This is a genomic window from Cupriavidus sp. WKF15 (assembly GCF_029278605.1).
Taxonomy (GTDB): domain Bacteria; phylum Pseudomonadota; class Gammaproteobacteria; order Burkholderiales; family Burkholderiaceae; genus Cupriavidus.
In genome coordinates this window covers 1703736-1721791 of the sequence record NZ_CP119572.1, presented here as the reverse complement: position 1 = coordinate 1721791, position 18056 = coordinate 1703736, and the positions used below count along the sequence as shown (strand labels likewise).

Annotated in this window: 18 protein-coding genes; 6 read left to right on the top strand and 12 right to left on the bottom strand. The window is 65.6% G+C overall.

Features of this window, described 5'->3' with window-relative positions; genetic code table 11:
* The first annotated feature begins 320 nt into the window (after positions 1-320).
* Complete coding sequence (locus CupriaWKF_RS08060) at positions 321-1973, top strand: AMP-binding protein (RefSeq protein WP_276100469.1); 1653 nt, start codon at positions 321-323, stop codon at positions 1971-1973.
* 5 nt (positions 1974-1978) lie between these two features.
* Here the strand turns inward: CupriaWKF_RS08060 and CupriaWKF_RS08055 are convergent, their stop codons facing one another.
* Complete coding sequence (locus tag CupriaWKF_RS08055; protein ID WP_276100468.1) at positions 1979-2497, bottom strand: metal-dependent hydrolase; 519 nt, start codon at positions 2495-2497, stop codon at positions 1979-1981.
* 328 nt (positions 2498-2825) lie between these two features.
* On the opposite strand from CupriaWKF_RS08055, the gene CupriaWKF_RS08050 reads away from it, so the two are divergent.
* Entirely contained in the window at positions 2826-3197 is a 372-nt protein-coding gene (locus tag CupriaWKF_RS08050; RefSeq protein ID WP_276100467.1) for a hypothetical protein, read from the top strand.
* Between the two features lie 145 nt (positions 3198-3342).
* The gene (locus CupriaWKF_RS08045; protein ID WP_276100466.1) at positions 3343-3480 is read left to right on the top strand and encodes a hypothetical protein; all 138 of its coding nucleotides are present in this window, start codon (positions 3343-3345) and stop codon (positions 3478-3480) included.
* 45 nt (positions 3481-3525) lie between these two features.
* On the opposite strand, the gene CupriaWKF_RS08040 is transcribed toward CupriaWKF_RS08045, so the two are convergent.
* Positions 3526-3897 carry a hypothetical protein gene (locus tag CupriaWKF_RS08040; RefSeq protein ID WP_276100714.1) on the bottom strand — a complete coding sequence of 124 codons (372 nt, stop codon included), beginning with the start codon at positions 3895-3897 and terminating at the stop codon, positions 3526-3528.
* Positions 3898-4091: 194 nt separating this feature from the next.
* Between CupriaWKF_RS08040 and CupriaWKF_RS08035 the strand changes: the two genes are divergently transcribed.
* Together CupriaWKF_RS08035 and CupriaWKF_RS08030 are read left to right on the top strand one after the other, a co-directional pair.
* Positions 4092-5480, top strand: coding sequence for a 3-deoxy-D-arabino-heptulosonate 7-phosphate synthase (locus CupriaWKF_RS08035; protein WP_276100465.1), 1389 nt, complete (start codon positions 4092-4094; stop codon positions 5478-5480).
* Positions 5481-6003: 523 nt separating this feature from the next.
* The gene (locus CupriaWKF_RS08030) at positions 6004-7245 is read left to right on the top strand and encodes a hypothetical protein (protein WP_276100464.1); all 1242 of its coding nucleotides are present in this window, start codon (positions 6004-6006) and stop codon (positions 7243-7245) included.
* A gap of 72 nt (positions 7246-7317) precedes the next feature.
* Here CupriaWKF_RS08030 and CupriaWKF_RS08025 read toward each other — a convergent pair whose 3' ends face one another.
* Entirely contained in the window at positions 7318-7701 is a 384-nt protein-coding gene (locus CupriaWKF_RS08025) for a hypothetical protein (RefSeq protein WP_276100463.1), read from the bottom strand.
* Positions 7702-8001: 300 nt separating this feature from the next.
* Here CupriaWKF_RS08025 and CupriaWKF_RS08020 point away from each other — a divergent pair, with 300 nt between their 5' ends.
* Positions 8002-8211 (top strand): helix-turn-helix domain-containing protein, encoded by a 210-nt coding sequence (locus CupriaWKF_RS08020; RefSeq protein WP_276100461.1) that lies wholly within the window; start codon positions 8002-8004, stop codon positions 8209-8211.
* Here CupriaWKF_RS08020 and CupriaWKF_RS08015 read toward each other — a convergent pair.
* The 9 genes from CupriaWKF_RS08015 to CupriaWKF_RS07975 form a co-directional block, all read right to left on the bottom strand.
* The gene (locus CupriaWKF_RS08015) at positions 8205-9239 is read right to left on the bottom strand and encodes a fimbrial protein (protein WP_276100460.1); all 1035 of its coding nucleotides are present in this window, start codon (positions 9237-9239) and stop codon (positions 8205-8207) included. The two genes, CupriaWKF_RS08020 and CupriaWKF_RS08015, sit on opposite strands and share 7 nt — an antisense overlap.
* Positions 9236-11854, bottom strand: a complete 2619-nt coding sequence (locus CupriaWKF_RS08010) for a fimbria/pilus outer membrane usher protein (protein WP_276100459.1) — start codon at positions 11852-11854, stop codon at positions 9236-9238. Before CupriaWKF_RS08010 ends, CupriaWKF_RS08015 begins: the two co-directional genes overlap by 4 nt.
* Before the next feature lie 98 nt (positions 11855-11952).
* Positions 11953-12726, bottom strand: a complete 774-nt coding sequence (locus CupriaWKF_RS08005; protein ID WP_276100458.1) for a fimbria/pilus periplasmic chaperone — start codon at positions 12724-12726, stop codon at positions 11953-11955.
* A gap of 64 nt (positions 12727-12790) precedes the next feature.
* Entirely contained in the window at positions 12791-13348 is a 558-nt protein-coding gene (locus CupriaWKF_RS08000; protein ID WP_276100457.1) for a fimbrial protein, read from the bottom strand.
* 182 nt (positions 13349-13530) lie between these two features.
* Positions 13531-14220 carry a response regulator transcription factor gene (locus CupriaWKF_RS07995; RefSeq protein ID WP_276100456.1) on the bottom strand — a complete coding sequence of 230 codons (690 nt, stop codon included), beginning with the start codon at positions 14218-14220 and terminating at the stop codon, positions 13531-13533.
* A 425-nt stretch (positions 14221-14645) separates the two neighbouring features.
* Positions 14646-15452: a 3-oxoadipate enol-lactonase gene (gene pcaD / locus CupriaWKF_RS07990; RefSeq protein ID WP_276100455.1), complete on the bottom strand. Its 807-nt coding sequence runs from the start codon at positions 15450-15452 to the stop codon at positions 14646-14648.
* Positions 15453-15487: 35 nt separating this feature from the next.
* Entirely contained in the window at positions 15488-16483 is a 996-nt protein-coding gene (locus CupriaWKF_RS07985; protein WP_276100454.1) for a tripartite tricarboxylate transporter substrate binding protein, read from the bottom strand.
* Between the two features lie 69 nt (positions 16484-16552).
* Complete coding sequence (catC, locus tag CupriaWKF_RS07980; protein WP_276100453.1) at positions 16553-16831, bottom strand: muconolactone Delta-isomerase; 279 nt, start codon at positions 16829-16831, stop codon at positions 16553-16555.
* 27 nt (positions 16832-16858) lie between these two features.
* Positions 16859-17983, bottom strand: a complete 1125-nt coding sequence (locus CupriaWKF_RS07975; protein ID WP_276100452.1) for a muconate/chloromuconate family cycloisomerase — start codon at positions 17981-17983, stop codon at positions 16859-16861.
* Positions 17984-18056 lie beyond the last annotated feature (73 nt).

Below are 18056 nucleotides of genomic sequence, written 5' to 3'. Positions count from 1 at the left end.
TTATCTGGCGGCTGCGGCCTGCGGATATGGGCGGTCCCTCCCGATCCGGGACGTCTCGTGCCTCGCCGGTCTCACGGGATCGCCTGTCCGTTTTGATCACCATTTCGGCCACGCCGATCATTGGCAAGCAACTGCCCTTGATTCATAGTCGTGCGCACTCGCTCCCCAGCGCCAGCCGCCCGAGAATCACCGCAGACAGCAGTCCCAGGCACCGTCAGGAGACACCTGCGCAACGGGCCACCCCGGATTGCGTGACGCGGCATGCATGGCATTGCCGCGATCGCTCGGGATCTTCTCCCCTTTGTCATCGGAAGCTCCAAATGCGCAACAGACACTGGACCCAGTCCTACGGTTCGATCCCCACCGACATCAACGCCGATCGCTATCCCTCCGTTAACGCGTTGCTGGAAACGGCCATGCGCGAGTTCGCGAACCGGCCAGCCTTCCATGCATTTGGACAAGTGCTGACCTATGCGGAGGTCGATCGCCAGGCCTGCGCGCTGGCGGCTTACCTGCAGAAGACGGCAGGGGTAAGGAAAGGCGACCGCGTCGCCGTGATGCTGCCCAACCTGCCGGCATTCCCGATCGCATTCATCGCCGTCACGAAGGCCGGCGGCGTCCAGGTCAATGTCAACCCGCAATACACTGCCCGCGAACTGGAACATCAGCTCAATGACGCCGGGGTGGAAACGATCCTCGTGTACGACGGCGCCACCCCCACGCTTGCAGAGGTAATCAGCAGGACGCGCATCAGGACGGTGATCACGGTCGGCCCTGGCGATGGCACCGGCGCGGCAATCCCGGGCCCTGCAGTCGATCCGTCATTGCAGGGTGCAACGACGCTGGCAGAAGCCATGGCGCGTGGCGCGGCACTCGGGTTCGAGCCGGTGAGCGTGAGCGGCAATGACCTGCTCGTCCTGCAATACACCGGCGGCACCACCGGTCTCTCCAAGGGGGCCGAGCTGACCCACCGCAACCTCATCGCGAACATCGAGCAATTCAAGGCCTTCATGCCCGACATGCTGCTGCCGGGCGAGGAGGTGATCGTGACCGCGATCCCGCTCTATCACATTTTCGCGCTGATGGTGAACTTCCTCACCGGCTTCTCCGTCGGCGCCGAAAACTGGCTGGTGGCAAATCCCCGGGACCTGGGCGCCCTGATCGATGTGCTGGGCGCGGCGCGGCCAACGATTTTCGTTGGCGTCAACACGCTGTATGCCGGGCTGGCTTCCCACCCACGCCTGCCGGAAGTGGACTGGTCGCGGCTGAAGCTGTCCGCAGGCGGCGGCGCGGCGGTGATCGAAGTCGTCTCGGAGCAATGGCGCGCGGTGACAGGCAGCTTTATCCGCGAGGGCTATGGCTTGTCGGAAACCTCTCCGGTCCTGTCGTTCAACCCGCAGAGCACGACCACCTTCACCGGTACCACCGGACTTCCGGTGCCATCGACCGATGTCAAGCTGCTCGACGATCAGGACCGCGAGGCAGGCATTGGCGAGGCCGGCGAGATCTGCGTCAAGGGCCCGCAAGTCATGCGCGGATACTGGAACCAGCCAGAGGCCAATGCAAGGGCGTTCACCGCGGACGGCTACTTTCGCACCGGCGACGTGGGCGTCTTCGACGCAGGTGGTTCGCTGAAGATCGTCGACCGCAAGAAGGACATGATCATTGTCTCCGGCTTCAACGTCTACCCGAATGAAGTGGAAGCGGTTGCCAGCAGCTTTCCCGGCGTGGCCGAGTGCGCCTGCGTCGGCGTGCCGGACGAGCGCACAGGCGAAGCGGTCAAGCTGTATGTCGCCAAAACGCCCGGCGTCGAGGTGAGCGAGGACGCCCTGCTTGCCCACTGCCGAGCCGGCATGGCCGCCTACAAGGTGCCCCGGATCATCCGCTTCGTCGACGCGCTGCCGAAGTCCAACGTCGGCAAGGTCCTGCGGCGCGAGCTTCGCACCAGCGACGCGTCCGACGTCATCCAGTGATCCGCTCAGGTCGGCCCGGGGCGCAGATGATGGATGAGCGCGAGGCTGTGCCTGCCATGAAGCCAGAGTTCATCGGAAACAGCCAGGGCAATCAGCCAGGACGCCGTGACAATGACAAGGTCGCAGCGTCCGCTTTTCCACCAGTTGAGGGAATGGCGGCCCGCGATCCAGGGCACGCCCAGCGGGTTTGGCCAGTCGGCCAGCAGGTGCATGATGCCGCCGCAGGCAAAGCCAAATGCCGGCGCCGCCAGGACATGCGTGCCGAGTGCATGCCAGGCCCACACCAGGAAGCCGATCCACGCGATGCCCCAGTGCGTCCAGGTCCGATGGGTGATCCACAGGCGTCGCGACCTTGACCACCATGCGACTTCCAGCCAGTCCGGAGCGGTACTGCCCAGCAGCGCCGCCACGAAGCCTGCCGCGCTGGCCCAGCCCCACCCGCCGCCACCGCACTTCGCGATAACGGAGGCCGCGATGACGGCTGTCGCCCAGCCGGTGGCGTGGTGTGCTTTCCGTGAGGCCATGGTGGGACTGCGCTGGTTTGCCGGTGGTCAGTGAGGGGGCGCAATCTTGGCAGATACGCCGCCGAAACGCCAGCGCCGGCATTGCCCTCGCACCACCATCCAGCGACGCAATGGCATCCATTCCGGTAAATGGCCGAACTGCGCGCCGGGACGAACCACAGGCTGGCTCGTGGCCGGCAACGCGGCGGCTGTCGCCATCGGCGCGGGCTTGTTTCAATACTTACGGATTGTCACGAGTTCCGCGTCATCTTGGCTCGGGACAGTGCCGTTTTAGGGGATAAGCGCGGCGCCTTGCTGCGCTGTCAAACATCCCTCAGGAGTTCACGTCATGAAGAAGCTGTTTGCAGCCCTCGCCTCTGCAGCCCTCGTCGGTACTGTCTTCGCGCAGGCTGGTGCGCCAGCTTCCGCGCCCCAGCCACAGGCAGCGGCGACCAAAGACCAGGCAAGGGTCGGCAAGGACAAGGCCGACGTCAAGGCCGACGTCAAGGCTGATGCCAGCAAGCCTGCCGCCAAGGGTACCCACCACAAAAAGTCGGCCAAGATGGGGGCCGCCACTCCTGAAGCTGGCAAGACAAAGGCCGGCGTAAAGCATGATGCCGACCATGCGAAGGCCACCACGGATGCCGCGAAGGCGGCCCCGCAGGCTGACACTGCGAAGGCCACGGCCAGCGCCAGTACCGACAAGACGAAGAAGCAGTAAGCCGCTACTGTCGCGCGGACAGGAGGTCCGTTGCCGAAGGCAAAGCCGTGGCAATGACGTTCGCGCGCAGGAGCTTTGCGGAGAGCGCCGGCTGGCGGCAAGCCCAGCCTGGCCTCTCCGTGTTTGTCATCGTTGTGGAGTCGCCATGAAAGTCATTCTCGCCCTGCTGATTGCCATCTCTACGCTGCTCGCCGGCTGTGTCGTGGTGCCGTATGGCGGCGGGTACTACGATGGCTACCATGATTCGCGCGGCTATTGGGGCCACGGGCGCGGTTATCGTTGATGGCCAACAGAGCCCGCGCGGTTAACAAGCGCTTTTCCCTGCCCCTCAGTGAGGCATTACGGTCAGTCCCGAAGCCCCCATGGAAGTCGACCTGCGCAGGCTCCTGAGCACGCCGTCCTGGTCGAACTCGAACAGGACTGTCGACGACCGGATATCGCCACCGGCGAACAGCGGGCCAATGAACGGAATAAAGCTCTCCGCATGAGGCTTTGAGGTGGCATACGAATAAACCAGGATCGTCGACCCGTTGCTTAATGCTGCCCGCGATGTCGGCTTTCCAAGCTGCCCGGTCACGTCCTCGATGGTGGAAAACCCCGGCAGGAAGTTTTCCATCTGCTCAGGCATGACGTCGACGCCCGTCGAGACACAGGCTGCCATCAAGCTGCACACGACAACCATTGCGTGAACCCGGTTCATCTCGTCACCGTCCTGCTTCGGCAAAGCGCCCAGCCCCCATACTTCAAGGATAGGACTTTGCGGCGCGGGCGGCATGGGAGAACGGCTGGTGCGCCGATCCTGGCTTGTCCCGGCGGCATTCCCCGGGATGCGTGGCGCGAGCCGGGACGATACCGCTATCCTGACGGCTGCCGATGTTCTCCTCTCACACGCTGATGTCCACAACGCCATCCCCCACTCTGCTCGGCGCAATCCTGCGCACTGTCGTGCGCGGCTACCAGGTGCCGGACATGGCCGTTCCAACGGGTCCCCACCTGGCCAGCCCGGCGGCGCGGCTCGCGATGACCATCGAGCAGGCGCGCCAGGCCGTGGCCCACGGCAAGGTGCCGGATGTGTCGCTGAAGCGCCGGTTTGTCGATGCGCTGGCAGGCATGGTGGGCGAAGCCATGCATCCGGATTCGGGAGATCCGGCCTTCCAGGCCATGGTCCTTCGGCAGCGGATGGCGCCCGTGCGCGAGTTCGCCACACTATCCGCGCGTGCCGAGGGGGATCGGCGCGTAATACTTTCCGCCGTGAACGCGGTCGCCCATCCGGGCCGGCAGCAACGCATGGCACCGGGCTGGCAGCGCGAAGCGCTGGCGGACCTGCATGCCTCGGCGGCATCGTCATCCTGGTCGGCGCTGCGCGCCATTGCGCAGCGTCTTCTCGATTCACCGGATAGCGGGAATGGCTCGCCCGTTGCAATCGGCCTGGCGCGGCTGCTGGACAACGCGGCCCTGCAACGCCTGCAGCGCATGGAAACCCTGGAGGCGGACGAAGCCGTGCGCCGGCACCGGTCGCTGTGGGATCGCGCAGGTCCCCGCCCCGGGAGCGCGACGGCCTTGGCCCGGGGCGTGTCCGCGCAGCAGCGCGGCGCTGGCGCCGAGGCGTTGGCTGAGCAAGCGCTACAGGCCCTGGTGCAGCGACTGAATGAGGCAGACGGTGACGACGGGCTATACCGCGTCGTGACCTCGCTGCGCGTCCCGGCTTCGATCCCCGCCAGCCACGAGCGCGCCAAGACAGAATGGGACGTGGTCCTGCTGCGCCGCGCACCGGTCGAGGCGATGCCGGCCTGGGATGTCTGCCTGCTTGTGGAGGTCAAAGCGTCCGTGGATGCGGCGACCACGGACTTCCCGCGGCTGCTGCGCGGCATCGGCCTGCTCGCCCACGCAAAGCAGGATGCGGCTTACATGTTCGAGTCCCGGCAAGGGACGGTGTGCCTGCGCGGAGCCGCCCTGAGCGCGCTCCGCACCAGTGAGCCGGACTTGCAGCGCACGGTGCTCTATTGCTGCGATGCCCGCGCCGAAGCGGCGCCGCGCCTGCTCAGCGCAGCCAGCCGCATGCAACTGCTGTCGGCGGACCAGAGCCTGGCATTCGCCAGCCACCTCGCGGCAAACCAGCATGCGGATGTCGCTATGCTTGAGCCGGTCTGGCATCTGTTGCTGGCATCGGATCGCTGGAAAGCTGTGCTCAACCAGTATTCAACGCTGCGCCAGGTTCGCGGACTGATGGTGAATACCGAAGACTTGCTTGCCGCGATCAGGCAGGCCGTTGCGAAAGGCTGATGCCAGCGCCCGGGCATAGACGCCCCGTCGGCGCTGGCTGGCGAACCACTACCTGCGCAATCTCCGCAACATGGCCATCAGCGGATGGCTGCGCTAACCGCTGCGTCGGCGCGACGCTGCCGCCTTGGGGGCGCTACGTCAAGCGTCGCCGGCACAAGGGGCTCTGCGGCGGCGGGCGGTAACTGGCCGGCACGCTTGTCGATCGGAACCCGTGCTGTGAAGGTCGTGAAAAAGAATGTCATGGTGCCCGCGTTTCACGCCTGACTCACACTTTTGATATCCCCCTTCGTGGGGTTGCCTGACCGGCCTCTATCGGCAGTCGGGGGAGTCGGGCCGCAAACCACCACTTTTCCCGGTGAAAACCCGGTCCTGCCGATGCTGATGGTCAGCACTCTGGACCATGCATGGCTCGTCCATAGAGCCGATTTCCGACGCTTTGCCCGGGTACTAGATTGAACGCATCGCTGGCATCGAAGAAGTGTCATCGAATTTCGATCATTCGCACAGTCCGGGGAGAGAGTTCATGAAAAGCGCTCACATGAAGCTGGCGGCCTTGCCGCTTGCATGCCTGGCCATCATTGTTGCCGGTTGTGGCGGAGGGGGCGGCGACTCGGCTCCGGCCGCTACCGCCGCCACCACACCAAGTTCGGGAACCACCGCGCCGGCGACAACGCCGACTGCAAGCAGCAGCGCCTTGCTGACGGGTACCGGCGATCCGGGGCCCGACATCGGCAAGGACGGGGACTTCTACCTGAACACGACGACCGGGATGCTCTTCGGCCCCAAGGCAAACGGCGCGTGGCCGCCGGGGGTTGCCGTGGCCGGCACGCCGGGCACAAAGGGCGATACGGGGGCAACTGGCAACACTGGTACGGCGGGGAATACCATCTTGTCCGGCTCGGTGGACCCGACCAGTAGCGTTGGCAATAACGGCGACTACTACATCAATACTACGACCGGGACGCTGTTCGGACCGAAGGCCGATGGTACATGGCCACCGGGTGTGCCGCTGGGTGGCGGTTCGCCGGGCAGCGGTGGCGGCACCGTCCTGACTGGCGTGGGGGCGCCCGGCAACAATATCGGCGCCGATGGCGACTACTATCTCGATACCAGTACCTGGACGCTCTATGGGCCCAAGGCCAATGGCCAGTGGCCTGCAGGGGTCGCACTGGTCGGCCAGCCTGGCAGCGGCAGTGGCGGCAGCGGCAGCAGTGGCGGTGGCACTACTGTCGGCGGCGCCCACGTCATCTACGGCAGCGGTGCGCCCAGCGACAATATCGGTGTCGACGGGGACTTCTACTTCGATACTTCGACCGGCACCCTGTATGGACCAAAGGCCGGCGGCCACTGGCCGACCACAGGCGCCACTGTACCGACCGTCTACAACGGCAACTTCAACGTGCCGGACACGCTCACCCGAGGGAAGTACGTCATGACCGGGGCTGGCGGGGCGGTTCCGTTGCCGTCGGACTTCGGCGTCGTGATTCCCTATGACTGCACCACTATCACGCTGACCGCACACACACTCGGCAAGGCTACCGGAACCCTCAATATGGCCGTGTACAAGGTCACGGGCTCGGGTTCGTCGGCGACCATGGCGGCGGTGGGTAACCTGAGCTGCAAGATCAGCAACGGACAGCAGAACTGCAGCCAGCAAATGCCGGCCGGGACCGTCAGCCACAACGACAAGCTGCAGGTACAGCTGGACACCAACCAGGCCACCAGCTGGGGCGGGCTCTACGTCAATCTGGCCTGCGTGAAATAGGCCGGAATCCAACAAGGGGAGCGGAAGGGCCAGAGCGGCGGCAGGATGCGTATCCTGCCGCCGCTCTGGCGTTCAGAAGTTCGCTTCGATGGCAGCCCTTGCACCCTCGGGCACCTGGTTCGGAATGACCTGGTGCGCAAGAATCTCGTAGCTTCGGGCCGTCGCGACCTCCTTCGGATCGACCAGCCGCTTGGGACCGCCCAGCCACGCAAAATGATCCACGCCATCGTCGCTTCGGAACCAGGCGAAATCGCCGATGCGGTCGAGGCCGCGCTTGAGGATCTTCAGCAGTGCCAGCGCCTCTTCCGAAACGCCAAGATAGCGTCGCGTGTCATGGACAATCGTGCCCAGGTTGCGCAGCTTGTCCAGATTCGAGCGGACGCCCTCTTCCGCCGCCTGGTTCTGCACCAGTTCGACCACCAGAATTCCCTTGTGAGCAGTGATGCGCGCGTGCATGGAACCTCCAGACTGTGCGGGTGACTTCACACAGGAGGAGAAGCAAGTTTTCGGCCAGTGCAGGGCGTTTGTGCGCGATTAGGGCCTTCGCCGTGAGTGATGATGGGGTTGTCGTGCTTGGCAGGCGCCGCTGCTTCGCCGGCGTAGCCGGCGAGTCTCCTGCGCCAGCGCCCGCGACGCGCTGATGCAGTACCAGTGGCCTGGCAATATCCGGGAACTCGAGAACATGATCGAGCGCGGTGTGCTGCTGGCGCCCGCAGCGGGGCTGATCGACACTTCCCACCTGTTCACAGCCAGCAGGTGCAGGCCGCCGAAGCGCCCGAGGACGCCGATGCCCTGCTGCAAAAGCTGCTGGACCAGCAGGTGTCGCTGCCGCAGATCGAGGGGCGGCTGATGCAGCTCGCCATCGACACGACGCGCGGCAACCTGTCGTCGGCGGCGCGCATGCTGGGGATTACCCCGCCGCAGCTCGCGTATCGGCTAAAAAAAATGACGGTGCGGGCCTATTGATAGTCGAAGGTGAAGGTCGCGGCGCTGACCACCTTTCCCGCGGTGACCGGCAAGCCGTTGTTCAGGCCGATGTACCGGACCGCATAGCTGTACGAGGCCGGAACGTTTGCCTGAATGCTACCCAGGTCATTGCGCGTCTGCAGCGGCACCGGCTGGTAGCTGCCGCCGGTCACGACCTGGAAGCCAACGCCAGTGGCAGCCCCCGGTGCACCAGCGTTCGACGGGCCAAGCACACCCGAGCTGGCGGCTAGCACAGGCGTGCCGGGAGCACCGTCGAATGTGACACCGACATTGGCCGGCGTGTCGCACGTGACGCCGATCGTGAACGGCGTAGCGCCTGCCGATGTTCCCGCCGGCCTCAGGTCCGCCGCGCGCACGGGCTGCAGCGTGACGGTCGCCGGATAGTTCACGTTGCACGTGATCGGCCGCGGGACCGCGCTTCCGCTGAAGCCGATGTAGTTGACGCCGCCACCCCCCAGCGCACCGGCGGTGGACCCCTGATAGACGCCAAAGCCGAAGCGCGTCTGCATGGGGTCCAGCGTGCCGCCGGAGGTCGGGCCAGTCTTGACGAACTCGATGGACACCGAGACCGAGTAGGTCATATCGGCGTTCAAGTTGCCCAGCCCCTGCCCCGTCGTGTTGCACCAGACGCTCGATGCATGGGCAATGGCTTGCCCCGCCGCGTTGCGCAAGCGAATGCCAACGCCGGGCACACCGGTCGAGTACACCCCGTCCGGCCCTTCGGTGCCGGAACCGTAGTAGCACGCGATAATCTGCGCGCCGGGCACCACGTTGGGCGGCACGTTGTCACAGATTCCGCTGAAGGTGTAGTTGCGCACGGTGCCCGGTATCGTGCTGCCGACTGGCAAAGTGGTGACCACTGCCATATTGTTCGCTGCCTGCAGGTATGGCATTGCCGGCGTCGACGTGCAGGCCGCGTTCGCCACCTGCGATGCCAGCAGCATGATGGCCGCCAGCAGGCCGTAAAGCGCCGTCTTCGTTCCGGCGGAGGCGTTGAGCTGATTCATGATCGTGCTCCTTGCTCGTTCTCAGGGATGCTGTTTCTTGAATCCACCGCCGGAACACCGCCATGGCACATGCCCTCGGCGCGCGGCAGGGAACGTCCGGTGGCGCTATCGGGCGGCAGGACGTAGTCGAACGAGCAGGTCTCGTCCTCCTGCGCTCCCCACTTTGCCGTCAGCACGCCGGCCTCCCGCCGGATTCCCCGTGCGATGAAGCGCCCATCCTGGCCAACCGTTCCAATCAGGTTCCCGTCGGCTTCGAATACCTCGGCACCGAACGGCAGCGGCTTGCCGTCGGCCATGCGCACGCGCAGGATCGCCACCTGGCCGCTGTTGCCGGTCTCGAACCGTACGCGAACCACCGCGCCGGATGTCGGCGCGACCTGTTGCATGGTCGAGCGCAGCTCCACGTTGAGCGGCAGGTCCTTCGGGTCGATCTCGATCTGGTTGCGCGAGAACGGCATCAGGTTCGGTACCACGGCATGTCCCCATGGGTCGAGCCGCAGGCCGTTGGCATTGGCGACGCGCGCGCCGGCCGCGTCCGCGGCCTCCACAATGGCGACGGTGTCGCCCAGCACAGGCATGAATGTCACGCCGCCCGCATACGCCACGATGCCGCCGGAGATGCCGGCGCCGAACTGGCTGTAATGGCTCCCGGTGCTGGCATTGGCGCTCAGCGTCGCCACCGGCGAGATATAGCCGGCATTCGCCGCCACGCTGCTGGAACCGCTGCCGCCGCCGCTGCTGTGGCCGGCATTCAGTCCATAGGTGAAGCTGTTATCGGTGCCCAGCGCCCCGGTCAGCGACTCCTGGATGCTCGTGACACCGTTGGAGTCCTTCTGCACGCTGGTCGTCGAATACGGCGCGAGCGGCGACTTGCCCAGCGGAATGGCGAGCGTGAGCATGACCCGGTTCTCCCACCGGCCGCTGCCGAGGTTGATCTGCCGCGCTGCCGAGACCCCATAACTCAGCCGCCCGTAGCTGTTGTTGTAGCCGGCCTGGAACTGGGTGTCCCGGCCGCGGCGGTTCCAGTAGTCCTGTGTGGAGCCGGACAGGTACAGGCTGCCATAGCCGGTCGGCAAGCTCTGGCTGACGGTCAGCTGAAGGCGGCCGCGCCGGATGCCGCCAGGCAGGGAATCGGTCGTTGCCGCTTCCACCGCGCGCATCGCCACGGCGTCGGCAAAGTTCAGGAAGCCGCTGGTGGAGTAGCGGTAGGCCGCCAGCGTCAGGTTCGTACGGGTCGGAGCCAGTTGCTTGCTGTATGACACGCGCAGGCTCTGGCCGCTGCGGTCGGGCTGGCTGGACAGGCGCGTGCTGGCATGCGTGATATCGGCACCGAACGCGCCGTAGGACGTGTTCAGCGCCATGCCGAGCACCAGCGAGAAATAGTCCTGCGCGGCCAGCAGGCCGCCATAGCCGGTGACCAGGTTGGAGATGCCGTGCTGGACCGTCGCCTGCATGAAGGCCGGCGTGCCGTGCACGCTGCTGTTCCGGTACTGGCCCGATATCACGCTGTAGCGCCAGACCCCGGGGCGCAAGGCGTTCACCACGGGTGCGTAGGGCACCAGCGAGGCCCGCACGCTGCCATCGGCTTCGGTCACCAGCACCTCCAGGTCGCCGCCGTAGCCGGTCGCATAGAGATCGTCGATCTCGAACGGACCCGGCGATACCGTGGTTTCGTAGATGATGTTGCCGTTCTGCCGCACCTGCACCCGCGCATTGCTGTTGGCGATGCCGCGGACGGTCGGCGCATACCCGCGCTGGGATTCGGGCAGCATGCGGTCGTCCGTGGCAAGCTGCACGCCGCGAAAGCCGAAGCTGTCGAACATGGCGCCATCGGTAAACGCATCGCCGATCACAAGCTGGCTGCGCAGCGTCGTGATCGAACGCTGCAGGCTGGTCTGTACCGACTGGTAGCGGTTGCCGCTGACCGCATCGTGCGACAGGCTGCCATAGTGCCGGAAGCGCCAGGCCCCGACATTGACGCCGGCATTCAGGCCGAGGTAGCCCTGCGTCGACGACACCCCGGCACTGTCCGCGTGATAGACGCTGGCGTTGTACTGCAGGCGCGCGGCATTGACGCCGTCGTCCCAGTAGCGCGGATCGACATAGCCGCGCGCGCTGCGGTTCAGGAATGACTGCGGCACGCTCAGCTCCAGCCGCTGCTCGCCGTTGTCGAATTCGGCCGTGGCGCCCGGGATCAGTTCCCCGAGCGTGAGGCATTCCGACTTTGCCGCCCCGGCCAGGCGATCCTCGGATTCGGGCGCAAGCCGTGTGATGTCCACACCGGCACGCTCGAGCAGCGGGCGGTCGAGGCAGGCTTGCACATTGCGTGGGTCCGTGCCGACCTGCCGCATATTGATCTCCGCCATGCCGAGCCAGACGCCGTTGACCTGAAGGTCGGCATGATAGGTACCCGGCAGCGCTACGTTGCCCTGGTTGAATCGCGAGACATCGAGGCTCGACCCGCCGGGCTGCCGCAGGAACTCGTCATTGAATTCGACCTGGGCCGATCGCGCTGTCGCGGCCCGGCTTGCCTCAGCGGCAAACAGCGTCAACGCCACCACGCAGAGCGGGCACAGGCGCGAAGGGAGCACTCGGTGTCTTCTTCTGACTTGCATGACTATGGATCGGAGGGTCGAGCGAATGCCGCCCTGCCATGCAGCCGGGATCGCTCTGACCGTGTACTGTCAAGGGGGAAACGTCCCGGGGGAGCCGCCTAATCGATGCCGGCGAGCGCGGCGTCCCCGTCGGTCGAGCCGCCCCAGTCGTTCAGGGTGTGATAGCGAACCTTGCTGTCGGCGCTGGCAGGCACGTTGCCTTGCAGCGTGAAGCGCAGCGATTCTCCCGGGGCGACCATGCCGCCCAGGTCGCTGACCGCACGCTTGCCGCCGCCCGTCAGTTCGACACTCACGACAGAGACGTGGAACGGTGTGGGGTTGTGCGCAACCAGCACGGACTGCCCTTCGCCGCGGGACAGGCGCCACGCGAGTTTCGCAGGGGCTTCGCCCGCCTCGCCCTTCAGGCCGGCGGGGCGATAGAAGAACTTGATGCGCGAACGGAATGCCAGCTGGAGCTTGTTCGGCCCGGCCTCTTCCGCGCTCGGCTTGGGCGGAATCTCCAGCACGTTGAGCCAGAAGACCGACTCGCGATCCTCGGGTAGCGGCTCTCCGGTGTAGACGATGCGCAGGCTCTGGCCCTTGCCGGCATCGATACGCGCAATCGGCGGCGTCAGCATGAACGGCACGCTGATGCCGGTCGGCGCTGCGGTTGAGTCGCCGTTGTCCAGCCATGACTGCACCAGGGCCGGCATCGGGCCTTCGTTGGTCAGCTTGACCGTGACTTCACGGTCGCGCGCGTTGTAGATAACCCGGGTGCCCGCGATCACCACCGACGCCTGCGCCACGGTGGCATCCGCCAGGCCCAGTGAGAGCAGGACGGCAAGCAGGATGGCGGCGAGCAGCCGACTTCTGAACAGAATGTAACTTGGCATTGAAACTTCATCGCGACCGGAGTCCGGCGCCGCACATGGCGGCGCCCGTTCCGGCCTCGCGGCTTTACTGGTAGGACAGGATGTAGGTCACGCTCGACGACACGGAGCCAGCCGCGGCCGCGCCCCCGGTTGCCACGTACTGGGCCGCATAAGGCAGCAGCGCGGTGCCGTCCGGCTTGATCGGCTGGGCCAGCGAGTTCTGGGCCGCACCGTCGGAAGCGCCGATCGAGATCAGGCTGCCATTGGACGGGTTGAGCAGCCCGATCTGCACATTGGCCGCCCCACCGCTGCCTACGCCGTCGGTGTTGACGAGGCGGCCCGTAGCGGGATCCACGTTGGCGCCGGCTTCGAAGAACGCATGGACGTTTCCGCTGGCCGGATTGCAGTTGCTCAGCGCGATCGAGAAACCCGTGATGCCAGCGGTGCTGCCGGCAGCGGCCAGGTTGGTCTTGGACACATTGGGCAGCGTCACGGTGAAGCTGCCTGCATTGCCGGTCGTGATGGTACAGGTGGTATCGGTGATCTGGCCCTTGAAGGTGATCGTGCCATCCGACGCATGCGCGAATGGCGAACCGATAGCAGCACCGGCGATGACCAGTGCGGTGAAGAGCTTGGTATTCATTATGGATCTGTCTTTGGGTTGGAAAACCATGGAACCGTGGCCGGGCCGTCTGGCCCGGTCCAACATGCTTCTGGATTCGTGGTCCGCACGCTGACAGGGCTGCGCAGGCCACAGAACGATGAGAATCGTATTCGCGGCCGTCTGCTGCCTGAATAGGGGATCCCTTATTCCGCAGCCAGTTTCTACGCGCCCGGGGACTCCGGGCGGTCGGAACCTTTCCGGCCGCCGCTACTGCCCGCAGGAAGCAGGCCGTGTTCGAGGGCGTACTGGTACAGCTCGTAACCACTCGTCAGCCCGAGCTTCTTCATCGCTATGCTTTTCTGCGTGCTGATGGTCTTGCTGCTGCGGTTCGCCTGCCGCGCGATCTCCACCAGCGAAACGCCCGCGGCGCATTGGCGCAGCACCTCCAGTTCGCGTTGCGAGAGCTTCTGCTCGGGTCCGGACGTGTCCGTTCCCCCTGCTTCCGCGGTGAACTGCTGCGACGGCGGCAGATAGCTCCGGCCGCTGAATGCAGCGCGGATCGCGGGCCCCAGGTGATGCAGTGGATCCGCCTTGTTCAGGATGACGGAGACGCCGGCCTTGCGGATGCTTTGGATCAGTGCAGGGTTGTCGAGCATCGTGATCACCACGATGCGGGTAGCCGGATAGCGCCGCCGCAGGATCTGCAGCATCGGCAGGCCGTCGCCGATCTCACCGCCTGGCATGGAGTAATCGGTGACGATGACATCACAGGCCGTGGTTTCCAGCAGACGGACCAGTTCCGTTGAATTCCTGGCCGTACCGACCATCTGCATTCCGAGTTCCTGCGCCAGTTCCTGACGCATGCCGCTGAGCACGATCGGGTGGTCGTCGGCAATCAATACCTTGATCATTGCCAGGTCTCCTTTGCAGATGGGTATTGCGACAGCTCTGCGCGGCCCGCAACGGCACCGGCTCTCGCTGGAACCGTGTGCAGTACGCATGGTAGGTTTCCTGCCGTTTGCGCGGCACTGGGCAAGGGCTGAATGCCCTAGCGGAAAATTCAGAGCCTGGTGGAGGCCGGGGCTGGTTTTGGTCCCAGCCTTTTTGGTGATGTCGGGGAGTTCGCGCGTGGCGGGCGTGGCTGTTTCGCCGGCTTAGCCGGCGAGTCACTTTGTGTCAGAGCGACAGAGGGGGAGCGCAGGGATGAGGCTGGATGAAGCGGGATAAAGGCCGTTCAGCGTCAGCGGAGTTGATCATCTGCTACGCTACCAGGACGCCGCGCGCAGCGCAGCCGAAGAGATAATGCGATGATGGGACCGCGTCTAATCCGGGCTCGTCACACCCCCAAAAACCGCCCCACCGCCTCCCCAAACGCCTGCGGCAATTCCCAGTTCGAAAGATGGGCCGCATCCACCGACAGATACTCCGCCCCCGGCACGGCCCGTGCAACTTCCAGGCCCTGCGCCGGGGTCGTGGCAGCATCCTGCTCCCCCGCAATCACCAGCACCTTAGCCTCGATCTGCGGCAGCAAGCCGCGCAGATCCGCATCCCGCACAGCCGCGCAGTTGGCCGCATAGCCGGCCGGATCGCATCGGAGCAGCATGTCGCGCACCGGCTCGAAGGCCTGCGCGCGCGACGCGCGATAGGACTGCGTGAACCAGCGTTCCAGCACCCCGGGCACGATCGCCACCATGCCGTCGCGGCGCACGGTCGCGATGCGGTTGTCCCAGACCGATGCGGGGCCGATCAGCGCGGCGGTATTGGCCAGTACAAAACGCCCGAATCGGTCGGCATGATGGCACGCCAGCCACATGCCCGTCATGCCGCCCATCGACAACCCGCAAAACTGCGCACGTCCGACGCCGGCATGATCCATGACGGCGAGCACATCGGCACCCAGTTCGGCCATGCCAAACGGCTCTGCCGGCACAGACGAGCGGCCATGGCCACGCGTGTCATAGCGCAGCACCTGGAAATGCCCGAGCAGCGCCGGCATCTGGGGGTCCCACATCTGCAGCGTGGTGCCCAGTGAATTGGACATGACCAGCACCGGCGCGCCCGCGGCGCCTTCGATCGTGTAGTGGATGGACACCCCGGCACTGGTGGCCGTGCCGGTGCGGGCTTGAAGAGCGGATTGGGTCATGTCATGCAGCCCGCCAGAGCAGGCACGGTTTGAAATCAGTCGGCGCGGATGCCGCGCTGGCGGATCAGCGCACCCCACTTCTCGGTTTCCTTCGCCAGGTGGTCACGCAGGACGGCTGGCGAGCTGCCGATCGGCTCGGCGCCGATCAGCGCCAGGCGCTTCTGCACGGCGGGCTTGCGCAGGGCTTCGAGCATGGCGCGGTTCAGCGTATCGATCACCGGCTGCGGCGTCTTTGCCGGCACGAAGGCTGCGAACCACGGCGACAGTTCGTAGCCGGGCAGTCCCGCCTCGGCGACGGTCGGCACGTTAGGCAACGCGCTGGAGCGCTTGGCGGTGGTGACGGCAATCGCCGTCAGCTTGCCCGAATCGATCTGCGGCTTGGCCGAGGTGATGCTGTCGAACATATAGTCCACCTGCCCGCCCAGCAGGTCGGTCATGGCCGGACCACTGCCCTTGTACGGGATGTGCAACATGTCCACGCCAGCCATCGACGTGAACAGTTCCGCCGCCAGGTGAATCGACGTCCCGTTACCCGCGGAGGCATAGGTGTACTTGCCCGGCGATGCCTTTGCGTGCGCGATCACCTCCTTGACCGTGGTTTCCTGCCGGCGCGCCTTGTTGGCGACCAGCACATTGGGCACGACGGCCAGCAGCGAGACCGGCGCGAAGTCCTTGACCGGGTCGTACGACAGCTTGCCGTACAGCGCCTGGTTCACGGCCATGCCATTTGCCACGATGATCAGCGTATAGCCGTCGGCCGGCGACCGCGCGACCAGCTCGGCGCCGATATTGCCGCCGGCGCCCGGCCGGTTCTCGACCACGATCGACTGGCCGAGCGTGCGCGACATGTCTTCGCCCAGCGTGCGTGCGATGTTGTCCATCGCGCCGCCCGAAGGGAACGGCACGATCCAGCGGATCGGGTGGTCGGGATAGGCCGCGTGCGCGGCCGGTGCGGCGAACGAAAGGCTTGCCGCCAGGGCAAGCGCGCCTGCACGGCCGGTGCAGGCCAGCCGCTGGAACAACGTCTTCATGGTCTCCTCTCTGCGTGCCCGCGCGATGCGGGTTGTTTTTGTCTCGTGTGTTTTTGTCTCGTGCGTGTTTCAGCGGATCGACGAAGGGTGCTTGGCCAGCGGCGTCACGTGGATCTTCATGTACGGGAACAGCGGCAGGCCGGATAGCAACGTGTGCAGCTCGTCGTGCGAGGCCACGTCGAAGATGCTGTAGTTAGCGTACTCGCCCACCACGCGGTACAGTTGCTGCCACTTGCCTTCATGCTGCAGTTGCTGGGCATACGCCTTCTCGCGTGCCTTGATGTCATCGGCCTGCGCGGCGGGCATGTCGTTCGGCAGGTTCACATCCATCCGGACCAGGTAAAGCATGGCGTTCCTCTCATTGAATCAGGTTGTTCAGGCGCGATCGCGCCGATAGTGCGCGAGCTTGTCTTCATCGAGCGCAAGACCCAGCCCCGGGCCTTCAGGCAGGTGCAGGCTGAAGTCGCGATAGGTGGGCCGCTCGACCACGATGTCGTCCTTCAGCAGCAGCGGCCCGAACAACTCCGTGCCCCACGCCAGCTGCGGCAACGTGCAGAAGCCATGTGCGGCAGCAATGGTCCCCACGCTGCCCTCCAGCATCGTTCCGCCATACAGCGCAATGCCCGCGGCATCGCCCACGGCGGCCGTGCGCAGCATGCCGAAGATGCCGCCCGACTTGGCAATCTTCAGCGCGAACACGTCGGCACCGCCGATACGCGCCAGTTCCATCGCATCCTCGGGACCGCACACCGCCTCGTCCGCCATGACCGGCACCACGAAGCGTGCTGCCAGCCGCGCCAGCGCCGTGCGCTGCTCGCGCGGCGTGGGCTGCTCGATCAGGTCGATGCCCGCGGCTTCGAGCATGGCGATGCCTCCGGCGGCATCGGCCTCGTTCCAGGCCTGGTTGATGTCCACGGTCACGCGCGCGCGGTCGCCGAGCGCGCGCTTGATCGCCGATACGTGCGCCACGTCGTCGCGCACGCTGCGCCGGCCGATCTTGAGCTTGAACGTGTTGTGGCGGCGCTCGGCCAGCAGGCGCTCGGCTTCGTCGATGTCCTTCGCGGTATCGCCGCTGGCCAGCGTCCACAGCACCGGCAGCGTGGTGCGCACCGCGCCGCCCAGCAGCGTCGCAAGCGGCACGCCCAGCCGCTTGCCCTGCGCGTCGAGCAGCGCGGTCTCCAGCGCGGATTTCGCAAAGCGGTTGCCGCGCGCAACCTTGTTCAGGCGCGCCATCGCGGCATGGACATTGGTGGCGTCTTCACCGGCCAGCGCCGGCGCCAGGTAGGTGTCGATGGTCAGCTTGATGCCTTCCGGGCTCTCGTCGCCATACGACAGGCCGCCGATGGTGGTGGCCTCGCCGATGCCCTCGATGCCGTCGCTGCAGCGCAGCCGCACGATCACCAGCGTCTGCTGCTGCATGGTGGCCATGGCCAGTTGATGGGCCCGGATGGTGGGCAGGTCGACCAGGATGGCTTCGACTGAGGTGATCGTGGCTGTCATACCTATGTACTGCTGAAGAGGATTGTTGAGGAAGTATGAAGCTTGACGCAGGCTGCGTCCAAGACCGATGATG

Bases quoted from the DNA above. Each gene is read 5' to 3' on its own strand.
- CupriaWKF_RS08010 (WP_276100459.1), bottom strand. From the start codon at position 11,854: ATGCAAGTCAGAAGAAGACACCGAGTGCTCCCTTCGCGCCTGTGCCCG.
- CupriaWKF_RS08015 (WP_276100460.1), bottom strand. From the start codon at position 9,239: ATGAATCAGCTCAACGCCTCCGCCGGAACGAAGACGGCGCTTTACGGC.
- CupriaWKF_RS08060 (WP_276100469.1), top strand. From the start codon at position 321: ATGCGCAACAGACACTGGACCCAGTCCTACGGTTCGATCCCCACCGAC.
- CupriaWKF_RS07975 (WP_276100452.1), bottom strand. From the start codon at position 17,983: ATGACAGCCACGATCACCTCAGTCGAAGCCATCCTGGTCGACCTGCCC.
- CupriaWKF_RS08025 (WP_276100463.1), bottom strand. From the start codon at position 7,701: ATGCACGCGCGCATCACTGCTCACAAGGGAATTCTGGTGGTCGAACTG.
- CupriaWKF_RS07995 (WP_276100456.1), bottom strand. From the start codon at position 14,220: ATGATCAAGGTATTGATTGCCGACGACCACCCGATCGTGCTCAGCGGC.
- CupriaWKF_RS07985 (WP_276100454.1), bottom strand. From the start codon at position 16,483: ATGAAGACGTTGTTCCAGCGGCTGGCCTGCACCGGCCGTGCAGGCGCG.
- CupriaWKF_RS08040 (WP_276100714.1), bottom strand. From the start codon at position 3,897: ATGAACCGGGTTCACGCAATGGTTGTCGTGTGCAGCTTGATGGCAGCC.
- pcaD (WP_276100455.1), bottom strand. From the start codon at position 15,452: ATGACCCAATCCGCTCTTCAAGCCCGCACCGGCACGGCCACCAGTGCC.
- CupriaWKF_RS08030 (WP_276100464.1), top strand. From the start codon at position 6,004: ATGAAAAGCGCTCACATGAAGCTGGCGGCCTTGCCGCTTGCATGCCTG.
- CupriaWKF_RS08000 (WP_276100457.1), bottom strand. From the start codon at position 13,348: ATGAATACCAAGCTCTTCACCGCACTGGTCATCGCCGGTGCTGCTATC.
- CupriaWKF_RS08050 (WP_276100467.1), top strand. From the start codon at position 2,826: ATGAAGAAGCTGTTTGCAGCCCTCGCCTCTGCAGCCCTCGTCGGTACT.
- CupriaWKF_RS08005 (WP_276100458.1), bottom strand. From the start codon at position 12,726: ATGCCAAGTTACATTCTGTTCAGAAGTCGGCTGCTCGCCGCCATCCTG.
- catC (WP_276100453.1), bottom strand. From the start codon at position 16,831: ATGCTTTACCTGGTCCGGATGGATGTGAACCTGCCGAACGACATGCCC.
- CupriaWKF_RS08035 (WP_276100465.1), top strand. From the start codon at position 4,092: ATGTCCACAACGCCATCCCCCACTCTGCTCGGCGCAATCCTGCGCACT.
- CupriaWKF_RS08045 (WP_276100466.1), top strand. From the start codon at position 3,343: ATGAAAGTCATTCTCGCCCTGCTGATTGCCATCTCTACGCTGCTCGCC.
- CupriaWKF_RS08055 (WP_276100468.1), bottom strand. From the start codon at position 2,497: ATGGCCTCACGGAAAGCACACCACGCCACCGGCTGGGCGACAGCCGTC.